The organism is Proteus sp. CD3, from assembly GCF_008808075.1.
Taxonomy (GTDB): Bacteria; Pseudomonadota; Gammaproteobacteria; order Enterobacterales; family Enterobacteriaceae; genus Proteus; species Proteus appendicitidis.
Map to the genome: position 1 here is coordinate 548,838 of NZ_CP019686.1, position 19,182 is coordinate 568,019.

Consider the following 19,182-nt stretch of genomic DNA (forward strand, 5'->3'; position numbering starts at 1 on the left):
GAGATAAATGATGAAACCTATTGCAGTGACAATACTGACTGGTTTTTTAGGATCAGGAAAAACAACACTTTTACGTCATATGCTTAATGAAGAGCATGGCTATAAAATTGCCGTTATTGAAAATGAATTTGGTGAAGTACCTATTGATGACGAAATCATTGGTGATAGGGCGACTCAAATTAAAACACTGACCAATGGTTGTATTTGTTGCAGTAAATCGAATGAATTAGAAGATACGCTATTAGACTTATGTGACAGTCTAGATCGCGGTGAAATCGAATTTGATAGATTAGTTATTGAATGCACAGGCATGGCTGATCCGGGTCCTATTAGCCAAACATTCTTTTCTCATGAGATCATCTGCCAGCGCTACTTATTAGATGGCATTATCACGCTTGTTGATAATGTCCATGCTCAGCAACAACTGGATCAATTTACGATTGCACAATCACAAATTGGTTATGCTGACCGCATTCTGTTAACAAAAACAGATATCACACCAGCCTCTCCAGAATTAATGGCACGATTAAGACGCATTAATGCCAGAGCGCCTGTGCATACCGTGATACATGGACAAATTGATTTAGGATTACTGTTTAACGTAAAAGGTTTTATGTTGAACGATAATCTCGATGTAAAACAGCCTCTGTTTCGTTATCAGGCTGATAAGCAAGATGACATCAATTCGATTGTACTCAAATTTGATTATCCCGTTGAGCTACAAGAAGTTTCAGACGTAATGGAAAAATTATTATTAAGCTTTGCTGATAATCTATTGCGTTATAAAGGGATCTTAAATATTAAAGATCAACCTAATCGCTTGTTATTTCAAGGTGTACAACGTCTTTATAGTGCTGATTGGGATAGACCATGGAATGAAGATGAGACTCGCCAAAGCACATTAGTCTTTATTGGTATTCAATTACCAGAAGAAGAGATAAGAGCCAATTTTGATGCATTGATGCCTAGTACAGAAGAGAAGGCTCCTTAACCTAATACCCTGTAGTGAGTGTTAGAAAGCAGTAAGAAGCAAAGCAGTAAGAAGTAAAGTAGTTAAGTAACCGTAGTAGTTGAAACACAATAGTTGAAACAACTTAGTAGTTGAAATGTAGTAGCCGTAAATAGCAGTAACGAATATTGATAAGCTCCTGACTTGAGGAGGGTCCTGTTCCTAGGATCTTATGTTTCACCCCATAATAACCAACATTATGGGGTGCTTTTTTTTAAATGTTTAAATTAGCCATTAGCAACGGCTTTATATTCCATGATCTCAATAATTTGAACATCGGTATGTTGCATTGCACGGCTTGCGAGCGCACATAGATTTTCAATTGTAGAATCAACATCATGAGCGACAATACCGTCATTACCTGTCACATAAGTGTTGTCTAGAGCCATTAACACAGCTTTATAAGCTGCACTCGCTCCTGTTGAGACTTTCATCGCACAGCTATTTGAAGCGCCATCACAAATCACGCCGCTGATATCACCAATCATGCTACTAATTGCCATTGCCATAGATTCGTAACGTTCATCCATTAGCCATGCAATTGCACCAGCTGCACCCATTGATGCGGTTGTTGCTGCACATAACGCGGATAAAGCAGGGAATTTATGGTGAATATAAATAGCCAGCAAATGGGAAAGCATTAATGCTCTTGCCATTTTCTCTTCGCCAACTTGTAAATATTCAGCAACCACGACAACAGGCATCGTTGCGGCAATACCTTGGTTACCAGAGCCTGAGTTACTCATGGCGGGTAAAACAGCTCCACCCATACGCGCATCAGAGGCAGCAGAAGTACGGATCATAATCTCTGATAATAAATCTTTTGCTAATAAACCACGCTGTTGTTGGCGTTGTAAAGTTTGCCCAATATGTAAACCATAAGTATTGTTCAAACCTTCTTTTGATAGCGCATCATTTAAATGTGCTGACTCAAGGATAAAAGAAATTTCTTCTACGGGAATTTGGGTAACAAACTGGTAAATTTCTTGAGTATTGGTTTGGGTTAATGTTTCTTTTATTTCGCAAGGTGATGCAGATTGTTCTGCGCCAGCACAAGTGTTATCAAGAACAACATGACCGTTATGAATAATTTTAACAATATTAGTATGGTTACCCGCAATAATGACTGTTGCGCTGTTTTCACCATCTTCAACAGTCACTTCGCTATATAGAACTTCTTGGCATGCTTTTTTAATCGAAACATTTACAATGCCCGCGGCTAATAGTGCCTTACTTTGCTCAACATGCTCTGGTGTTGCATTCTTTAATACTTCAAGACCTGCTTTACAATCACCACCAACGGCACCTAAGCTTGCGGCAATGGATAATCCCACCATGCCTGTACCTGGTACGGTTACGCCCATACCGTTTTTCATTAAATTAGGAGAGACTTCAGCACTAATGCGGGTAATCGCGTGTTGTAAGTAACTTGCTGCTGTTGCAGCCGCTAATGCAAGCGAAATAGGTTCTGTACAACCTAAAGCGGGTTTTACTTGTTGCTTAACTGCCGCTATCAATATTTTCCAACGAGAAGATAATTGTTCTTTCATTGCATGCATCCAATAAACAGTATGAGAATTCAATGGGTTATTCTATTTTTAATACAAACATCATACTGAATTTATGGGAGAAAGTTTTTTCTGAATTTACTAAGATTGTATAAAATTTGAGAAAATATTACCTTTCTTAACTTTAAGATTGGTAATTTTTTCTATATCAAAGATAAAGCAACCGTTTTGGCTCTCTTGCAGTATTTATTGATAAAAAGAGGGGAGTTTTGTGTTTTTTTCTCAAAAAGAAGTGGTGAGAAATAAAAAAGAATGAGATGGTTTTAATATCTAATAATAAGATTAAATAAAAATGCAATAGAACGAATACACAGTTCTATTGCTAGTACAATTATTATACTTAATGTGGGCTAACTCAGAATAGTTAAAATAAATGGCAATGAGTGAGTGCATTTAATATCATGTCATCATTTTAACAAAACAAATAATAGGCGTTTTATTCTCTGATGTATAAGAATAATATCTTGTTATTTTGTTAATATTTTCATAAGTTTAATGATTTTATTTTTGTTTTTAAATGAGTGGGTAAATATATTTTTAATAAAATATAACTAATTTTTTATTTATGAAAATAACAATAAATTATCTGCATTTATTTTTAATATGTTTATTATTTGAAAATAGCCTGAAGCAACAGTTATTGCTTCAGGTATATTTATTAATAATAGAAGATAGCAATAATAGCACTATGGAATACAAAACCTACCATCAGCGGTATTGCTGTTCTCTTTACAACATCAAACGGCTGTAATTTTGCACCACTCGATACCGCAATGATAACACCGGCCACTGGAGACATACCTCGTCCCATATGTGACGCTTGTTGCATTGGTAAAATCATCGCGATTGGGTTTACACCCATGCTATGGGCAATTTGTGGAATAAGTTCAACGAAGGCAAGGAAAGGAGCATTACCTGAACCCATAATAATCGCGGCAGCTAATGTCACGATAGCGAAGACCAATGCCATTGCAAATGGCGGTAAGCCAACAGATTCTGCCATAACGATCAGGCTGTCTATTGCGCCACTGACTTTAATACCATGAGCAAAAACACCCGCTGCGACTAATAATCCCACAACATTACTAAATGCAGATCCCATCCCCTTTAAGAAATGCTGAAAGCCCGCACACACGGATTTAAAATCACGTAAGCGTAATGTTTCAATCAGCATACAAATCGCCATTGAAATCAATACAATTGTGACGACATCAAGGTGAATGCCTTCAACAAATAGGCTTGATGAACTCACTGCCATAATGATAGGTAACATTGGCAGTAAGGCATAAAAGCCGGGGACATTTTTATCACTTTTTGCTTCTTCAGACATTTTGCCTAATTGAGGCACAAACCCGGCTTTGCGATCACAATGGCGTTGCCAGAAGATATGTGTAATACCGACGGCTAATACGGTAGCAATTGCCGCAGGTCCTTGGTAATAAAGCACATATTCAACAACCCCTAAATCAACCGCTTTTGCACCACGAATGGCATCAATTGCTGTTGGGGTATAAGCAACACCCAATGAGGTTGCAATCACGCCTGCCGCGGAAGCAGGAGATAAGCCAAGCCCTATCATAATCGGGAACATCGTACCCATTAATAGAACGGCCAATCCTGTTGCTGAAGGAATAGCAAGTTGCAAAATACTCGCGAGTAAAAATGAGAAAAATAGCAACACATAAGGTGAGCGCATATTTTTCAATGGGCGAGTTGCAACACGGACAACGGCCTCATTGGCACCAATATGATCCATATAATGTGCAAATCCCATCAGCGCCATGATCATTAAACCAAGATCAGCTGCACGGCTACTAAAGAGATCACGCATTACTTCAAAAGGATCTAACCAGCCAATACCTGTTGTTTTGACATTTTTAGGAAGAATGTCTCCCCAACCAAATATCATTGTTAGCGCCATTAAGGCTAAACCAGCCACTAACAAAACAGGTTCGGCTTTATATCCTTTCAAGATCATTCTAGCGACAATAACAACGACAATTAAGACCGCAAGAATTTGGATCATGCTTTAGCTCCAGGTGCAAAGCGTTCAGCGGTGATCTTAACGACAGATTTTAAGACATCACTCGCCGCATAAAGCGACTTAACTGGCAGATATTCATAAATAGAGTGGAAGTTATGAGCGCCAGTAAAAATATTAGGACAAGGCAGACCATTTTGAGAGAGTGCAGCGCCATCATAACCACCGCGCATTGGGATTGGGCGAGGTGTAATACCATTCGCTTCATAAGCAGCCACTGCAATATCGATAGGATAGCGGTTATCACCTTGCAGGCTATTAAACACGTTGGCATAACGATCTGCTAGTTTACAAGTGACAGAGCCTTCACCCCATAAACTTTCACAATAATCTGAGAGTTGTTTTAAAAATGCCATGCGGTGCGCATAACCTTTTTCGGTGAAATCACGCACATCCATTTTTAATACAGTACGAGCGCTATTACCTGCTAATTGTTTTACCCAATAATAACCTTCACGGCCTTCGGTATATTCAGGTGCTTCACCGCCCGGTAACATAGCAACAAATTTATGTGCCATTAACAGTGAGTTTTTTAATTTCCCTTTGGCTGACATTGGATGCGCTGATGCGCCTGTAAAGGTGATTTCAACATCACCCGCATTCCAGTTTTCATATACTAATTCACCAATACCACAGCAATCTAAGGTATAGGCAAAATCAGCACCAAATTCTTTAGTATCAAAGGCTTTTGCACCACGTAAACCTTGTTCTTCATCTGGTACAAAACCAATTTTAACTGTACCGTGTTTAACTTCAGGATGTTGTTTAAAGTACTGCAGCATATCCATAATAGAGGCGATAGCGGCTTTGTCGTCAGCACCTAATAGGCTTGTGCCATCGGTCACGATAATATCGTCATCAATATAATTTTCTAATTCAGGAAACTCGCTTTGGCGCAGATAAATATCAAGTTCTTTGTTTAAGCAAAGGTCACCGCCTTTATAAGGTAGGATTTGCGCTTTGGTATCGTTTGTTTGTTCAGCGCTGGTATCTAGATGACCAAAAAAGGCAACCGTAGGAACATCATAATCAAGGTTTGAAGGAAGTGTCGCTGTGACAATCGCGGTATCGCGAATTTTAATATCTTCAACACCTAACGCTTTTAATTCTTCGACTAATTGCAGTGCAAGCACTCGCTGACCTTCCGATGAAGGCATGATACCAGCAGCGCCATTTTCCCTGTTAGTTGTGGTGTTAACTTTTGTATAAGAAATAAAACGTTCAACGAGATTCATGACAAGACTCCATTGTGTTTGATTTTTTGTATTCTCTCTATTAAAGCTTAGTTGTCTCATTTATTGGAAAGGGCAACACCTACTTGTTGTATCATAAAAAAACCAGCAGGGAATTAGAGGAAAATAATTTTTTTTACAGTAATTTTTTAATGTTAATTAATATTTAATTTTTGGTTTTTTCTTTATTAAAAAAAATCGTGTTTTGTATAGGTGAGGTTATTTAATTTAACTTATGGGCTGTTTTTCTGTGATCTTAATCATAAAAAAATAGACTCAGTCTTAAATATGTTAAAAATATAAAATTAATCATTATTTATTTTAATGTATTGTTTTATTTAACAATTATATTTAATTAACTTTTTTATGAAGATTTTTCGCTAATAATGATTAAAAAAACACAACTTATTGATAGAAAGTGATAATGAGATACAGTTTAATTCGCTTAACACGATTAGGGGGGTATATGTATATAAATAATATAATTAGAGACACATTTTTAGCGATAAGAAACATTGAAAAAAAAGAAGATAAAACTAAAAGAATTATAAATGGGATAATATTAAGTTGTTATAATACAATTGTTAGTTTTATAAAACCCAATTCTAATATAAAAAGTAATTTTTTAGGACTAAAAAACAGCATCTCTAATATTAAAAATAATCAGAGTGAGAATGATAATATAAAATTAGATAATAAAGAAATGAAAAATAAAAAAGATATTGATGAAGTTTTTGATAGGGATTTATCTAGAGCAAAAAGAAAAGTAAAAAGTGATGAAATAAAAGAAATAGTAATTAATGATATTATCTCTTCTTTGGAGGAAATACCTACATTAGAGAAAGAAAAAATTACAGAGTTTAAGAATGAGTTATATTTTAATTCTAAATGGATTTTGTTTTCTGGTGATACAACGTCTTTAACGAAAATTAAAGAAGATTTTATGGGTTCAATAGTTGATACTCTATTAAATTCAGATGATAAGATAAAGTATAATATTGGAAACATTGATGGTTATAAATATTTTTTACAAGATAGTATTAATAATACTGTCGATATTATTCTTTATAAAAATTAGTTTTATATATTTTTTGTAAAAATTATTTATATAGATGGTGGATAAATGGTAGATGGAGAAAAATCAAAATATATAATATCATCTATATTGAACTAATAGGATGATAATGATGTATCTTGAAAAGATAAACATAATGCCACAAGGAATGTATTCAACTTTAGCAAATCAGATATCAGATACTGATCTCTCTATTAATAGAGACTCAGTGTTATCAATGAAAAATTCATCGCATGAATTTATTGGTATTAAGTGTTTAGAAAGTAAAACAATGGAGGTGCTAGACGAACCAATTTATATGGACATGAGTAAAGATATCTCTTGTGTTTCTAATTCTTACGAAATTTTTTATGATAAAATCGCTGATGGCTATTTTTCTAATAAAAGTTTATTTATTAAGAATGAAAAAATAAAACCATTTTTTGATTTAGATAAAAAAGAACAAGAATCAATATTTAATGATTTAAAAAATAAAGGATTTGATACTAATAGATTGCTAAATAAAGAATTATTAGAAAGTCCTATCAATAAGTCCATTAATGGATTAGTTGAAGAAAATATTTATGAAGAAATGCATCAACATTGTCCTTTAAAAGAAAAGTTAGAGTTAGAAGAAAAGCTGGATTTTATCGATGGTTTATCTAAAATTATTTGTAAGAATAATAATATGAACGGTAAATTTAAAGATGAATTAATTAAATCCATGAATGAAGTTTCACTAAAGGCATTGTTTTCTTTATGTGAAAAATATAACGAATTGTATGAGATACAAGATGATTTTTCAATTAATAGATTTATTTATCGATTTATAGACAGTTTTAATAAATCAAATAATCATAAAATTGAAGTAAATGAAGATTTAAAAAGATGTTTGAATGCTTTTGTTCTTCTTGAGAGTTTAAGGTTGAAAAATAATAACATTATTTAATAGAGTTTCCCCGATAAAATATCGGGGAAAAAAGTAGTGTATTAGTACTAAATATCCAAGCGCTTAGTTTGCCATTTACGAGAGCGCCAACGCCATGCGTTAGTTAAGCCACGCAGCCATTCATCACAAAGGAAGCCAATCCAGATACCAATCAAGCCCATTTCCATTTTTATACCAAGGAAATAGCCCACCGGAATAGCAATACCCCACATAAAGCAAATTGCTGTCATCAGCGGAAATTTAGCATCGCCGGCTGCACGCAAAGCATTCACCATCACGATATTAAAAGTACGGCCGGGTTCTAAAAAGACGGATAAAATAAATAGAGGGATCAATTGGTTAATGATGCGTTTGTCTTCAGTGATTGAATACAAAATAGGATCACGCATAAACCAATAAATAATCACAACCCCAATGGTAAATATTACTCCCGTTTTTAAGCTTTTCCAGCCTCTAGCAAAAGCATCATCAAAGCGTTTAGCGCCAACTAAGTGACCCACTAGTATTTCATTACCAATACTAATCGCAATACCAAAAAGCATTAAAAATAATGATAGTTGGAAATAAAGGGTCTGCGCAGCAAGAGGGACTTCGCCCATTAAGCCAATAAAGGCTGATGCAGTCATATAATGTAAAATCCAAACCAAGTTCTCACCTGCAGCAGGTAAACCGATATGTAGGATTTTCCCTAACATATTTTTAGACCATACGACGAGTTGCTTGGCTTCGAATTTAATACGCAAACCGTAGAACAGTAATCCACATAATAAAATAACTGCAATAATACGACCAACAACCGTTGACCACGCAACACCCACTAATCCGTATTGTGGTAAACCAAAAAAGCCATAAAGCACAATCATATTACCAATAACAGTAACAATATTGGCGATCAGTGTGACATACATCGCTGCTTTAGATTTACCATAAACTCTCAGACAAGCTGCAAGAATAATCGAAATTGCCTCAGGAATAAGGCAAATACCAATAATATGCAGGTAGTTATAGCCATCTTGCACCAAGTGTTCAGGCGTATTCATTATGTTAAGAATATTGTAGCCAAAGAAAAGAATGATCAAGGCACTACTAATACCTAACAAAGAGTTAAAAGCGATAGAAATATGAATGGCTTGGCTGGCTTTTTCTTTTTTACCCGCGCCTAAGTATTGGGCAATAACAACGCTACATCCCACACTAATAAAGCTAAAAATAGTGATAAAAAGATCAAAGACTTGGTTACCGACGCCCATAGCGGCTAAGTAAGCCGTAGAAACGTGGCTTACCATGTAAGTATTAATTAACAGTGTGGCTAGATGTAGGAAAATATCTATAAATATTGGCCAACTAAGGGAAAAAAGCGAGCGATCCGCTACATCAGACTGATGCATTGAAAACCTTCTTAAAAACAGAGTGAAATCGATATTATTAATATAACGCGTAGGAAGATAATGGATTCTACAAGGTTTATTTATAAGGTAATAGCGCAAATAATGTTTATCTGGCAAAAAAGATGTTTATATGGTTTATTCATTGATAACTAATCACTATTATCATTAAGAGATGATTAACGTTAAAGTCAGGGGAATGAATGAATACTAAAATAAAAGTGGCTATTGTCGGTTATGGCAATATTGGTCGATTTGCATTAGAAGCAGTTCAAGCTGCTCAAGATTTTGAATTAATGGGTGTTGTTCGTCGTGATATCAATAATGTTCCAGAAGAACTGCAAAATATTACCGTGACTAACGATATTAAAACATTAGGTAATGTTGATGTTGCTCTCTTATGTTCACCGACTCGCGCAATTAAAGAATTAGCTAAATCTATTTTAAGCTTAGGTATTAATACAGTAGATAGTTTTGATGTTCACAGTGAAATTGTGTCATTAAAAACAGAATTAGACGAAGTTGCCAAAAAACATGACCGTGTAGCGGTTATTTCTGCGGGTTGGGACCCAGGTTCAGACTCTATTATTCGTACGCTAATGTTAGCCATGTCGCCAAAAGGGATCACTTATACTAACTTTGGTCCCGGTATGAGCATGGGGCATAGTGTAGCGGCTAAAGCAATTGAAGGTGTAAAAGATGCGCTTTCAATGACTATTCCATTAGGGACGGGTGTCCATCGTCGTATGGTTTATGTGGAATTAGAAGCAGGAGCCAATTTTAATCAAGTAGAGCAAGCGATTAAAGCAGATAGCTATTTCTCTTCTGATGAAACTCATATTAAGCAAGTTGATAGTGTTGATAGCTTAAAAGATGTGGGACATGGAGTAAAAATGACTCATAAAGGGGTTTCGGGTAAAACACATAATCAATTATTTGAATATTCGATGCGTATAAATAATCCTGCATTAACCTCTCAATTTATGGTTTCTGCCGCAAGAGCAAGTATGAAACAACGTGCAGGTGCTTATACGGTAATTGAAATTCCACCGGTTGATTTCTTAGCGGGTGATTTAAATACATTAATCGCAAAACTTGTCTAATTCGATTAAGAGTATCTGCATAAAATATTGCCCACATAAAGTGGGCAATATGGATTAACGCTTAGGCAAACTTGATGATTTTGAATTAGCGTTTAATACTTTTAAATTCTTTAGTCGTTGCGGTTAATGCCACTTCTGTTGGTAAGCGTTCCATTGAACTTGCACCATAGAAGCCGTGACAATCTGGGCAATTATCAAGGATATATTGTGCATCTTCTGGCGTTGCAATTGGGCCACCATGACAAAGCACAATAACATCAGAACGCACTGCTTTTGCTGCTTTTGCCCAATCATTAATTAAAGGCACACAGTCCGCTAATGTTAATGCGGTTTCAGCGCCAATATTGCCGCCAGTTGTTAATCCCATATGAGGTACGATAATATCTGCGCCAGCCTCCGCCATTGCAATCGCATCTTCACGGCTAAAGACATAAGGCGTGGTTAATAAACCTTTCTCATGAGCCTTGCGGATCATATCCACTTCAAGACCATAACCCATGCCTGTTTCTTCTAAATTAGCGCGAAAATTACCATCAATCAGACCTACTGTTGGAAAATTCTGTACGCCAGCAAAGCCTGTTGCTTTAACTTCATCTAAGAATTTATCAAAGTTACAGAAAGGGTCTGTACCATTAACGCCAGCAAGCACCGGTGTATGTTTAACAACAGGTAATACTTCTTTTGCCATATCCATCACGATTTCATTAGCATTACCATAAGCTAATAAACCCGCTAAAGAGCCACGGCCAGCCATACGATAACGACCTGAGTTATAAATAACGATAAGGTCAATACCACCTGCTTCTTCACACTTAGCTGAAAGCCCTGTACCTGCACCACCGCCAATAATGGGTTCATGGCGAGCGATCATTTCATTGAATTTTTTTAGTAACGTTTCACGTGAATGAGTCATTCTTCTTCTCCGTGGTTAACAAATAAGTTCCTGGTGTAAATCATAAATTTGCTGAGTAAACTCGGCAGAGTTTATGTGATAAGGACTGATGACTAACTTACGCGTCTCGGTCTCTTTAAATGTTGTAATAAATGCATCAAAAAAAGCTTGGTTTGCTTGAGGGTCCCAGAAAGCGGCTCCCTCAATATCCAGAGCTGAAAAACCGCCCTGTGGTAATACAAACCGCAATGGACCTTCACACTGATTGAGTTTCTCAGCGATCCAGATACCTAATTGACGGTTTTCCTCTGGTGTTGTACGCATTAAGGTGACTTGCGCATTGTGATGATAAAATTGACGCCCTTGATATTTCTCAGGAACACTCGATGGACGACCAAAGTTCACCATATCTAATGCGCCACAAGAGCCTATATAAGGGGTTTTGGTACGGGCGATTGCACCAAAACGGTCTTCATCACAAGCAAGTACACCGTCAAACAAGTAATCACAGACTTCTGTTGTTGTAAGATCGAGCACGCTATGAAGTAAGTGACTGTCTACCAGTTTTTCCATGGCTTTACCGCCACTTCCTGTTGCATGAAAAACAAGGCAGTCATAATTATTTTCAAGTTTTTGTGTTAGTTGTTGTACACACGGCGTCGTGACGCCAAACATCGTTAATGCGACAGCCGGTTTATCAACAACGTGTTCTTCTTGGTAAAAATAAACAGCGCCGGCTATTTGGTTTGCTGCATTTCTTAACACTTTACGAGAAATGCGATTTAAGCCGGATACATCTGTGACGGAGTACATCATTGAAATATCACTTGCACCGATATAGCCTGAAATATCGCCAGACGCCATCGTTGATACCATCAATTTAGGTACACCAATTGGCAGAGATTGCATTGCTGGTGTAATCAGTGCCGTTCCCCCTGATCCGCCTAGCCCAAGAATGGCTAAGACATCATCTTGGTGAGTTAAATAGTGTTCAAATGCGATTGACATCGCTTCTATTGCTTTCCCTCTATCGCCACAAAACACTGCTTCTTGGCCATTTGGGTGAAAACGTGCAACTTCTGTTGCACTGACATCAGCGTCTCTTTCGAGTGCCGTGGGTTTGGTTGTCAAATCGACGGTTTTAACAGGAAGGCCTGCTTTTTTAATTAAATCACTGACATAAAAAATCTCAGCACTTTTAGTATCAAGCGTTGTGGCAACATATATTGAACCAGAATACTGTTTCATAAGCCTTCCCTTACCTTTTATGATTATTGACGAATAGATTATAACCATAATGAGACTTGAGTTTCATTTATCATAGCATCGTTTTGAGACGCTTGTCTCATTATTTTTATTTTTATACTCTAAAGGTCGATAAGGTGAAATTAATCACCTAAAGTAAACATTAATCATTGTGAGTATTTGGCTTAAAATAAATTAGACACATAAAGTGTAGAAATAACGAAGGATTTTCTATGAGTTACAGTGACGAAACGGATGCGATGTCCGGTACACGAAAAAGAACCCATCAACTATTGGTGTCAACAGCGTTGGGGCTTTTTGAGCAAGGAATGTTACCAACAGTGTCGGAATTAGCAGCACATGCAGGTGTTTCGAGAGCAACTGCATATCGTTATTTTCCCACACAAAGTGATTTAATTAGTGCCACAGTTGACGCAAGTTTAGCACCGATCATTGCATGGAACCCCACTCCTGAAGATAATACACAACAACGCATTACTGAGTTGCTCAATCTTGCCTATCCTCAAATGTTTAAACATGAAGGCGCACTGCGTGGCGCATTACAAGTTTCATTACAGCAGTGGGCGAAAGAGAGACAATCAAGTGAATATGCAGAAAAACGATTTATTCGTGGTCACCGTAAAGAGATTCTACTCAAAGTTATTGAGCCATTAAAAGCACACTATCCTGAAGAAATGTGGGATAAGGTGATTAAATCGTTCTCTTTAATTTACGGGTCTGAAGTCTTTTTGGTAATGAAAGATATCTGGAAAATGGATGATCAACAGGTCATTGATATGACTCAATGGATGGCAAAAGCTATTCTAAATCAGGCAAAATCTGATTATCCTGCAGATAACGATTAATTATTTGAATAAATCAGTTAAAATTGTATAAATCATTTACGTTTTAGCTATTGCAGGGATCGTTATGTCACACAAAACAGAAGACCAAGAGTGGCTGGTAGAACAACTACAATTTATTGCACAAGGCATTGGTAAAACATTATCGCCTTTTTGTGAAGTTGTACTTCATGATCTAACCGATAGTGAAAATACCATTATGGTCATTGAAAATAATCTATCAGGTAGAAAAGTAGGGGATAGAGCAACTGAGCTAGGAATGGCACGTATTGAATCGTCAGATTTCCCTCAGATTGTGGCGAATTACCCCAATCAATTTCCGGATGGAAGAACGGCAAAAAGTACGTCTATCGGTATTAAAGACAAACAAGGCAATTATGTTGCTGCGTTATGTTTGAATATTGATATTTCAATGATCAAAGGATTGCAAATGGTACTTAACCAATTTGCGACTCTTGAAGAAGGTAATGACATTATTGAAACCTTTAGTTCAGTGACGGAAGATTCGCTGAAAAAACGTATTGATGAGTTTTCTGCGACTTATTCAGTCACACCAAGAGCATTAAAACCGCATCAACGGCGCGAGTTGTTACTCTGTTTACAAGATGAAGGTTATCTTTCCTTACGTAAGGCGATGGAAATTACTGCCCAATACCTTGGTGTTTCAAGAGCAACGGTATATAACGATTTAAAAGAATGATTAAGATATACATTATATTTTAAACTCCAGCGGAATATTATTTAAAACTAAAAAAAGATATCAATTATTGATATCTTTTTTTATTTCTATTATTTGTTTTAATAAAATATCGTTTTTTTATTGAAATTGATTAACTAATTACTTGTGTTTGATTTTTATAAACATAAAAAAATAAAAGGAATAGACTGTCTATAATAATTTTTAATTGATAGGTGTTAAAATGAAAGTTTCAGGAATGCAAACAACTTTATTTTCATATGTAGATAAGGTTAAAAATAAAACAAGTAAAGGATTTTATTTTATAAAAAATATAAGTTCTATCGGTAATTCTAATGTTTCTTTTGATAAAGGAAAAAGAGAAAAAGTATCTGGAAAAACACCTACAGAATATATTAAAGAATGTCAGAATATATTAAATAAAACAAAATATAATAGTCATCCTGTCAGTTCTGAAAATGCGGGTGAACTTGAAATAGAGAAATTTTTTAATCAAGTAATGGGAAATGCGAATTCAATTATTGACTTAGGTAATGATGCTGAGGATACCATAGATTCTGGGAGTAATTTGAAAAAAGAAGATGTTAATATAAGAGAAGATATTAACATAAAAGAAGATGTTGAAAAAAAAGAAACGATAGATAAACTTCCAGATTCGATTACTAATTCAGGAAAGAAGGAATTAAATACAGAACAGAAACTTTATTTTAGAAGCGAGAAAAAAAGGAGCTTTAAAAATCTAATTATAAATTTAATTTCACCATTTAAATTTATAAATAGAACATTATTACCTATAAAAATAAACTTTGAGAATAAAAATATAAATAAATCGTTAAATACATTTAAGTTTGATAATATATCAATTGATAATGATGCGTTTAATAATTTCTCAAATAAGTTAAATCAACTTAATAAAACATTTACTGATAATGTTAATAAGGTAATATCTAAAAAAGTAAATAGTAATAACAAAATAGATATTATGATCAAATATCATACATTAGAAAAAGCTTTGGAGTGTAAGCTTGTTAATGATATTAAACTGATAAATGATGAATTTAAAACTGATTTAGCTAAAAATAAATTCCAGAATAATTATTCTGATTTGCCCAGTAAAATAATGAATGAATTAAACGTTATTTTAAATGAAAATATAGATAAATTATCCTCTTCTAAGATAACCGATAAGTTAAAAAATTTAATAAAAGAAAAAATCAATAGTCAGGATAAGGATGTAAATATTGAGAATTTTATTGATAAAACTATTGGTTCTATTTTTAATAAAGAGAATATATTAGAAATTGAAAAAGATTTTAATGGTAATTTCGAAGAAATAAAACAAGAAACATCTTTACGTTTAACAAAAGAATTATTTAACCAGTTATCAAAAGATGAAAATTTTATTGGCGAGAAAGACTCTATTGCTAAAGTAGACAACTTAATAAGGATGGTGAGAAAAGATATTTATAAGAATATGGGAGAACCAACGGATAAAGAAGTAACTTTACTTAATAATAGTTTTTATGAAAATATAAAGAAAGATGATAATGGATATAATTTTCTTACTCGGTTATTTAAAAATTCAAGTAATAATATTAATTATAAATGGGCGCAAGATGCTGTTGTTTTATTAATTAACTATAGTTATTTTGAAAGTAAAAATAATGAAACAACTGAATACTTTAGTGATGGTAAAGTGACAGATGGCGGTAATGGTACTAGTAGTACACAAAAAACAGCAGTGGAAAATAACTTAAAAGGTATTTTTAGCCGGCTAGGGTTAAGTATTGATAATTTAGATAAATCTAAAGATGAAGTACTAAGAAAGTATTTTGCTAATTATTTTGAGCATATCTAATAATTTTATCAAGTTATTTATATGTTTAATGATTTAATTATATTTATTGATATATAGGTGGATGATTTATGATTGGCAAAACAAATCTATTTAACCCCAGCGTGTTATTTGTACATAAAAAACATTATCTTCCCAAAAATGAAGATTATATTTTTACAAAAAAAATAACTGAAATAAGAAACACACCAGTTTCACCTTCTTTTGGTAAGAGAATTATTCATGTATTGACTTCTTTATTTCATAAACTAGAGATTGGTTTTCTTATAAAAGATATAAAAAATAATAAATTGTTTGATATTATTGATACAAAAAAACATAGTAATATTTTTAATAAAATAGATGAAGTAAATGTTGAAGTAAAAAATAAAAATTTAAATGCTATAAATAACATAATTTCTCATGCAAATGATAAGTTTGATTTTTACAGTTTCTGTGATTATTTAACTGAAGTGAAAAGAGCTAAAGATTTTTTCTCAGGACTAGATGATATAGAGAATGAAGGCTCTAACAGTAATTTAATTGTAGAGTGTTTAAATGAAATTGTTAAACTTAGAATAAGCTCCATAGATGATAAAAGTATTAAAAATATTTTCAAGTTAATAAATTCAAAGTTTAATTTTGAAAATATTCACTTAAATAAAAAATATGATTTTATGAGTAATTTTTCAACAGGTAAAGAAAGAGATAATTTTATAAAATCAATGAACATTTTACTTATTGGTATTGAAGAAGCCCAAGTGCTTAATAAGTTTGATGATACTATAAAAAATAAAATAGAAAATAAATTATCTACTATTATGATGATAGCACTTAATAAAAATACGAGCAGTGAATATTCCTTTAATGACTTAATGCAAGAATGGATAGGGAAATATATTAGTGATAACCATAATGCGATAAAAAGAAATACGATAGTAGATACAGGTACACAAGTAGATACAGATATAATTAATGATGTAGAGAAAGAAACAATAACAAATTTATCCAAATATGAATCTAAAGAAGAGGAAATGGAAATAGTTAATGAAATAACTAGGGAAAGTGAAAATGAAGATTTGAATGCATTATTGAATTATGAGTCCATTTTTAAAATGGACGAAGAAGAGGAAATAAAAGAGGAAGTAAAAGAGGAAGTAGAAGAAGAAATAGACGAAGAAGTAGAAAAAGAAATAAAAAATAGAAACAGAAAAAAGGCAGAGGAAGAAGTAGATGAAATAATTAGAGAAATAAAAGTAAATGCAGAAAAGGAATCAAAGTTAATAATTAATGATTTAGAAGGTGAATCTAATAAAGAAAATATTATTAATTTATTAAGTGAATATTACAATGATTCGGCAAATAAACTTTCAAATATTATTTCATCTATGGATGAAATAATGAAAAAAAACAATGAAATTAATTTGATAGATGAGGGCATTAAGGAGATTTTATCTGGTGATGATAAGAAAGTAAACACGGATTTTAATATTCATGTAAATGAAGAACAAAAAATAATGACCTCTATTCATGATATTTTAGCTTCTATAAACCAGTTAAAAGAGAGAGGTAATGCAGAAGCTGATGAAAGTGATTCTTATCATGAAATAAAAGATCTTTTAATTAAATTAAAAGAAAATATAAATATAAAAAATGAAATTGATGAAAACTATAAATTGCCAATAAAAAATAATATAAAAGAGCTAATGAATGAATTTGAAACTTCCATTTCAAAGATGGAGGAGTTGCTTTTAGATGATGATCTAATTAAATTAGATAATACATCGAAAAGTGAGAATGTGTTAAAAAATAATATCTCTGAGTTAAATAAATTAGAACCGATGAAAGAAAAGATTAATGAATCTGTTCCAGAAGAATCAATGTCAATAATTTTTGACGAAAGTTATTCTAAAATAGATGATTCAGTTTCATCATTGATGAAAAATATAAATAAAGAAATTAATAGAAAAGTGTTAGATAAAAAAGACACCTATAGTTATAGTGTTAGTTCAGGCTCTAAATTTGTAACCAAAGTAAGAGAGAAAATGGAGGAAAATAGAAAATCAAGAAGTACGAGAAATAATCCTATAAAAAATAAATTATTAGGTAAAATTATAAATAATTTTCTTGAAAAAAGCAGTGGCAAAGAGGATGAATTTCACTTTTTGAAAAGTGAAATTGAAAGGGTTAATAAAATAAGTAAAGAAAATAAAGAAAATAAAGAAAATAAAGAAAAAAAAGAGTTATTAGACAATGAAATAAAAATACCGATAATAGAAAGTAAAATAGAGAACGCTCAGGATTTAAAATTCAATGAAAATAAATCAAAAGCTAAAATATCTTCAAGTGGTGGACCAGCAATAAATTTAAATATAGATGAAAACTCAAATGAAACTAATATCGATAATGGAGGGGGTTTTCAATCTAATATTATTTTTGAAAGTAATCTAGATGACATCTACTTTGATGATTATAAAGAGATGAAACATTTTAAAATAGAAAGCCCCTTTATAATTTTTGAGTTTAATAAAAGTAAAAATAATAATGCAAAAATTAAATTTAACTATTCTAATAGTAAGATTTTCTATTCTGGGTTAAATTTAAAAAGTAAAGAAATAAAAAGTAATAATTTTTTAATTGAAAATTATATAAATAGCGAGGTTAGGGAAAATATAAATATGTTTATTAATGCTAAAATAACGGGAAGTGAAACACTAGTAGATGAAAAAAAATCCGATAACTTTAAGATGGCAATAAATAGCATAGTAATTGCGATTAATAGAGATCTAAAAAATAAGAGTAAGGAAAAAAATAAAAAATAATTATAAATCTTTTCTTAAGTAATATTTTTTATCACTAATTGGATAGTTTTCTAATATGCCAAATATCTCAAATCCCTGCTTTTGATAAAAAGGCAGGGCTTGAAAGCTAAAAGTATCCACTTCAGCATATTTGGCTCCTTTTTCTTTTGCTGTGTTTCCCATCGTTTGCAACAATTCTGTACCTATGTTTTGTCCACGATAGGCTTTATCTACCCACAAATAACGAATGCGTAGCCAATTTCCTAAAATATCCCCTGTGATCCCACCTATTTTTTTACCATTCACCTCCTTAAAAACAGCAAGTGGTGTGTATTGTTCCATCTGAATATAGTTGAGGTTATGTGTTAACAGCCCTTCATAAATTTCATTGATCTCATTCGACGTTGGGTTTGTGGTGATTTTTAACGACATAATTGGCTCTTAATATTAAGAAAAATAATAATTATATTATCACTATTTGGTTATTAAATATTTATACAAATGCTAGG

At 33.1% G+C, this 19,182-nt stretch carries 15 protein-coding genes; 8 read left to right on the top strand and 7 right to left on the bottom strand.

The genetic code is table 11. The annotated features are described in order from the left end of the window. Positions 1-10 precede the first annotated feature (10 nt). Complete coding sequence (yjiA, locus tag BTA34_RS02420; RefSeq protein WP_151434345.1) at positions 11-991, top strand: GTPase; 981 nt, start codon at positions 11-13, stop codon at positions 989-991. 245 nt (positions 992-1,236) lie between these two features. Here the strand turns inward: yjiA and BTA34_RS02425 are convergent, their stop codons facing one another. From BTA34_RS02425 to pepT, 3 genes are all read right to left on the bottom strand, one after another. Next, positions 1,237-2,559, bottom strand: a complete 1,323-nt coding sequence (locus BTA34_RS02425) for a serine dehydratase subunit alpha family protein (protein ID WP_151434346.1) — start codon at positions 2,557-2,559, stop codon at positions 1,237-1,239. Positions 2,560-3,235: 676 nt separating this feature from the next. Further along, positions 3,236-4,603 (bottom strand): C4-dicarboxylate transporter DcuC, encoded by a 1,368-nt coding sequence (dcuC, locus tag BTA34_RS02430; RefSeq protein ID WP_151434347.1) that lies wholly within the window; start codon positions 4,601-4,603, stop codon positions 3,236-3,238. Beyond that, on the bottom strand, positions 4,600-5,853 hold the full coding sequence (pepT, locus tag BTA34_RS02435) for a peptidase T (protein WP_151434348.1): 1,254 nt from the start codon (positions 5,851-5,853) through the stop codon (positions 4,600-4,602). The genes dcuC and pepT overlap by 4 nt, the downstream gene beginning before the upstream one ends. Positions 5,854-6,316: 463 nt before the next feature. On the opposite strand from pepT, the gene BTA34_RS02440 reads away from it, so the two are divergent. Both BTA34_RS02440 and BTA34_RS02445 read left to right on the top strand, forming a co-directional pair. Beyond that, entirely contained in the window at positions 6,317-6,928 is a 612-nt protein-coding gene (locus tag BTA34_RS02440) for a hypothetical protein (RefSeq protein ID WP_151434349.1), read from the top strand. Positions 6,929-7,034: 106 nt separating this feature from the next. Then, complete coding sequence (locus tag BTA34_RS02445) at positions 7,035-7,853, top strand: hypothetical protein (protein ID WP_265576160.1); 819 nt, start codon at positions 7,035-7,037, stop codon at positions 7,851-7,853. A 47-nt stretch (positions 7,854-7,900) separates the two neighbouring features. On the opposite strand, the gene BTA34_RS02450 is transcribed toward BTA34_RS02445, so the two are convergent. Then, positions 7,901-9,241 carry an MATE family efflux transporter gene (locus tag BTA34_RS02450; RefSeq protein WP_151434351.1) on the bottom strand — a complete coding sequence of 447 codons (1,341 nt, stop codon included), beginning with the start codon at positions 9,239-9,241 and terminating at the stop codon, positions 7,901-7,903. A 200-nt stretch (positions 9,242-9,441) separates the two neighbouring features. Between BTA34_RS02450 and BTA34_RS02455 the strand changes: the two genes are divergently transcribed. Then, positions 9,442-10,341 carry a diaminopimelate dehydrogenase gene (locus BTA34_RS02455; protein WP_151434352.1) on the top strand — a complete coding sequence of 300 codons (900 nt, stop codon included), beginning with the start codon at positions 9,442-9,444 and terminating at the stop codon, positions 10,339-10,341. A gap of 85 nt (positions 10,342-10,426) precedes the next feature. Here BTA34_RS02455 and BTA34_RS02460 read toward each other — a convergent pair whose 3' ends face one another. Then, complete coding sequence (locus BTA34_RS02460) at positions 10,427-11,254, bottom strand: phosphoenolpyruvate hydrolase family protein (RefSeq protein WP_088493647.1); 828 nt, start codon at positions 11,252-11,254, stop codon at positions 10,427-10,429. 15 nt (positions 11,255-11,269) lie between these two features. Beyond that, positions 11,270-12,481, bottom strand: a complete 1,212-nt coding sequence (locus BTA34_RS02465) for a Tm-1-like ATP-binding domain-containing protein (protein ID WP_151434353.1) — start codon at positions 12,479-12,481, stop codon at positions 11,270-11,272. 230 nt (positions 12,482-12,711) lie between these two features. On the opposite strand from BTA34_RS02465, the gene BTA34_RS02470 reads away from it, so the two are divergent. From BTA34_RS02470 to BTA34_RS02485, 4 genes are all read left to right on the top strand, one after another. After that, on the top strand, positions 12,712-13,344 hold the full coding sequence (locus BTA34_RS02470) for a TetR/AcrR family transcriptional regulator (protein ID WP_151434354.1): 633 nt from the start codon (positions 12,712-12,714) through the stop codon (positions 13,342-13,344). 64 nt (positions 13,345-13,408) lie between these two features. Beyond that, positions 13,409-14,041 carry a helix-turn-helix transcriptional regulator gene (locus BTA34_RS02475; protein ID WP_006535016.1) on the top strand — a complete coding sequence of 211 codons (633 nt, stop codon included), beginning with the start codon at positions 13,409-13,411 and terminating at the stop codon, positions 14,039-14,041. 220 nt (positions 14,042-14,261) lie between these two features. Continuing rightward, positions 14,262-15,896, top strand: coding sequence for a hypothetical protein (locus BTA34_RS02480; RefSeq protein WP_151434355.1), 1,635 nt, complete (start codon positions 14,262-14,264; stop codon positions 15,894-15,896). 68 nt (positions 15,897-15,964) lie between these two features. Next, complete coding sequence (locus BTA34_RS02485) at positions 15,965-18,694, top strand: hypothetical protein (protein ID WP_151434356.1); 2,730 nt, start codon at positions 15,965-15,967, stop codon at positions 18,692-18,694. On the opposite strand, the gene BTA34_RS02490 is transcribed toward BTA34_RS02485, so the two are convergent. Then, positions 18,695-19,105 carry a GNAT family N-acetyltransferase gene (locus BTA34_RS02490; protein WP_151434357.1) on the bottom strand — a complete coding sequence of 137 codons (411 nt, stop codon included), beginning with the start codon at positions 19,103-19,105 and terminating at the stop codon, positions 18,695-18,697. Positions 19,106-19,182 lie beyond the last annotated feature (77 nt).

What these genes read in the sequence shown, in the direction of transcription:
- BTA34_RS02490 (WP_151434357.1), bottom strand. Translation starts at nt 19,105, where the DNA reads ATGTCGTTAAAAATCACCACAAACCCAACGTCGAATGAGATCAATGAA.
- BTA34_RS02460 (WP_088493647.1), bottom strand. Translation starts at nt 11,254, where the DNA reads ATGACTCATTCACGTGAAACGTTACTAAAAAAATTCAATGAAATGATC.
- BTA34_RS02475 (WP_006535016.1), top strand. Translation starts at nt 13,409, where the DNA reads ATGTCACACAAAACAGAAGACCAAGAGTGGCTGGTAGAACAACTACAA.
- BTA34_RS02440 (WP_151434349.1), top strand. Translation starts at nt 6,317, where the DNA reads ATGTATATAAATAATATAATTAGAGACACATTTTTAGCGATAAGAAAC.
- BTA34_RS02485 (WP_151434356.1), top strand. Translation starts at nt 15,965, where the DNA reads ATGATTGGCAAAACAAATCTATTTAACCCCAGCGTGTTATTTGTACAT.
- dcuC (WP_151434347.1), bottom strand. Translation starts at nt 4,603, where the DNA reads ATGATCCAAATTCTTGCGGTCTTAATTGTCGTTGTTATTGTCGCTAGA.
- BTA34_RS02480 (WP_151434355.1), top strand. Translation starts at nt 14,262, where the DNA reads ATGAAAGTTTCAGGAATGCAAACAACTTTATTTTCATATGTAGATAAG.
- BTA34_RS02470 (WP_151434354.1), top strand. Translation starts at nt 12,712, where the DNA reads ATGAGTTACAGTGACGAAACGGATGCGATGTCCGGTACACGAAAAAGA.
- yjiA (WP_151434345.1), top strand. Translation starts at nt 11, where the DNA reads ATGAAACCTATTGCAGTGACAATACTGACTGGTTTTTTAGGATCAGGA.
- pepT (WP_151434348.1), bottom strand. Translation starts at nt 5,853, where the DNA reads ATGAATCTCGTTGAACGTTTTATTTCTTATACAAAAGTTAACACCACA.
- BTA34_RS02455 (WP_151434352.1), top strand. Translation starts at nt 9,442, where the DNA reads ATGAATACTAAAATAAAAGTGGCTATTGTCGGTTATGGCAATATTGGT.
- BTA34_RS02425 (WP_151434346.1), bottom strand. Translation starts at nt 2,559, where the DNA reads ATGAAAGAACAATTATCTTCTCGTTGGAAAATATTGATAGCGGCAGTT.
- BTA34_RS02445 (WP_265576160.1), top strand. Translation starts at nt 7,035, where the DNA reads ATGATGTATCTTGAAAAGATAAACATAATGCCACAAGGAATGTATTCA.
- BTA34_RS02450 (WP_151434351.1), bottom strand. Translation starts at nt 9,241, where the DNA reads ATGCATCAGTCTGATGTAGCGGATCGCTCGCTTTTTTCCCTTAGTTGG.
- BTA34_RS02465 (WP_151434353.1), bottom strand. Translation starts at nt 12,481, where the DNA reads ATGAAACAGTATTCTGGTTCAATATATGTTGCCACAACGCTTGATACT.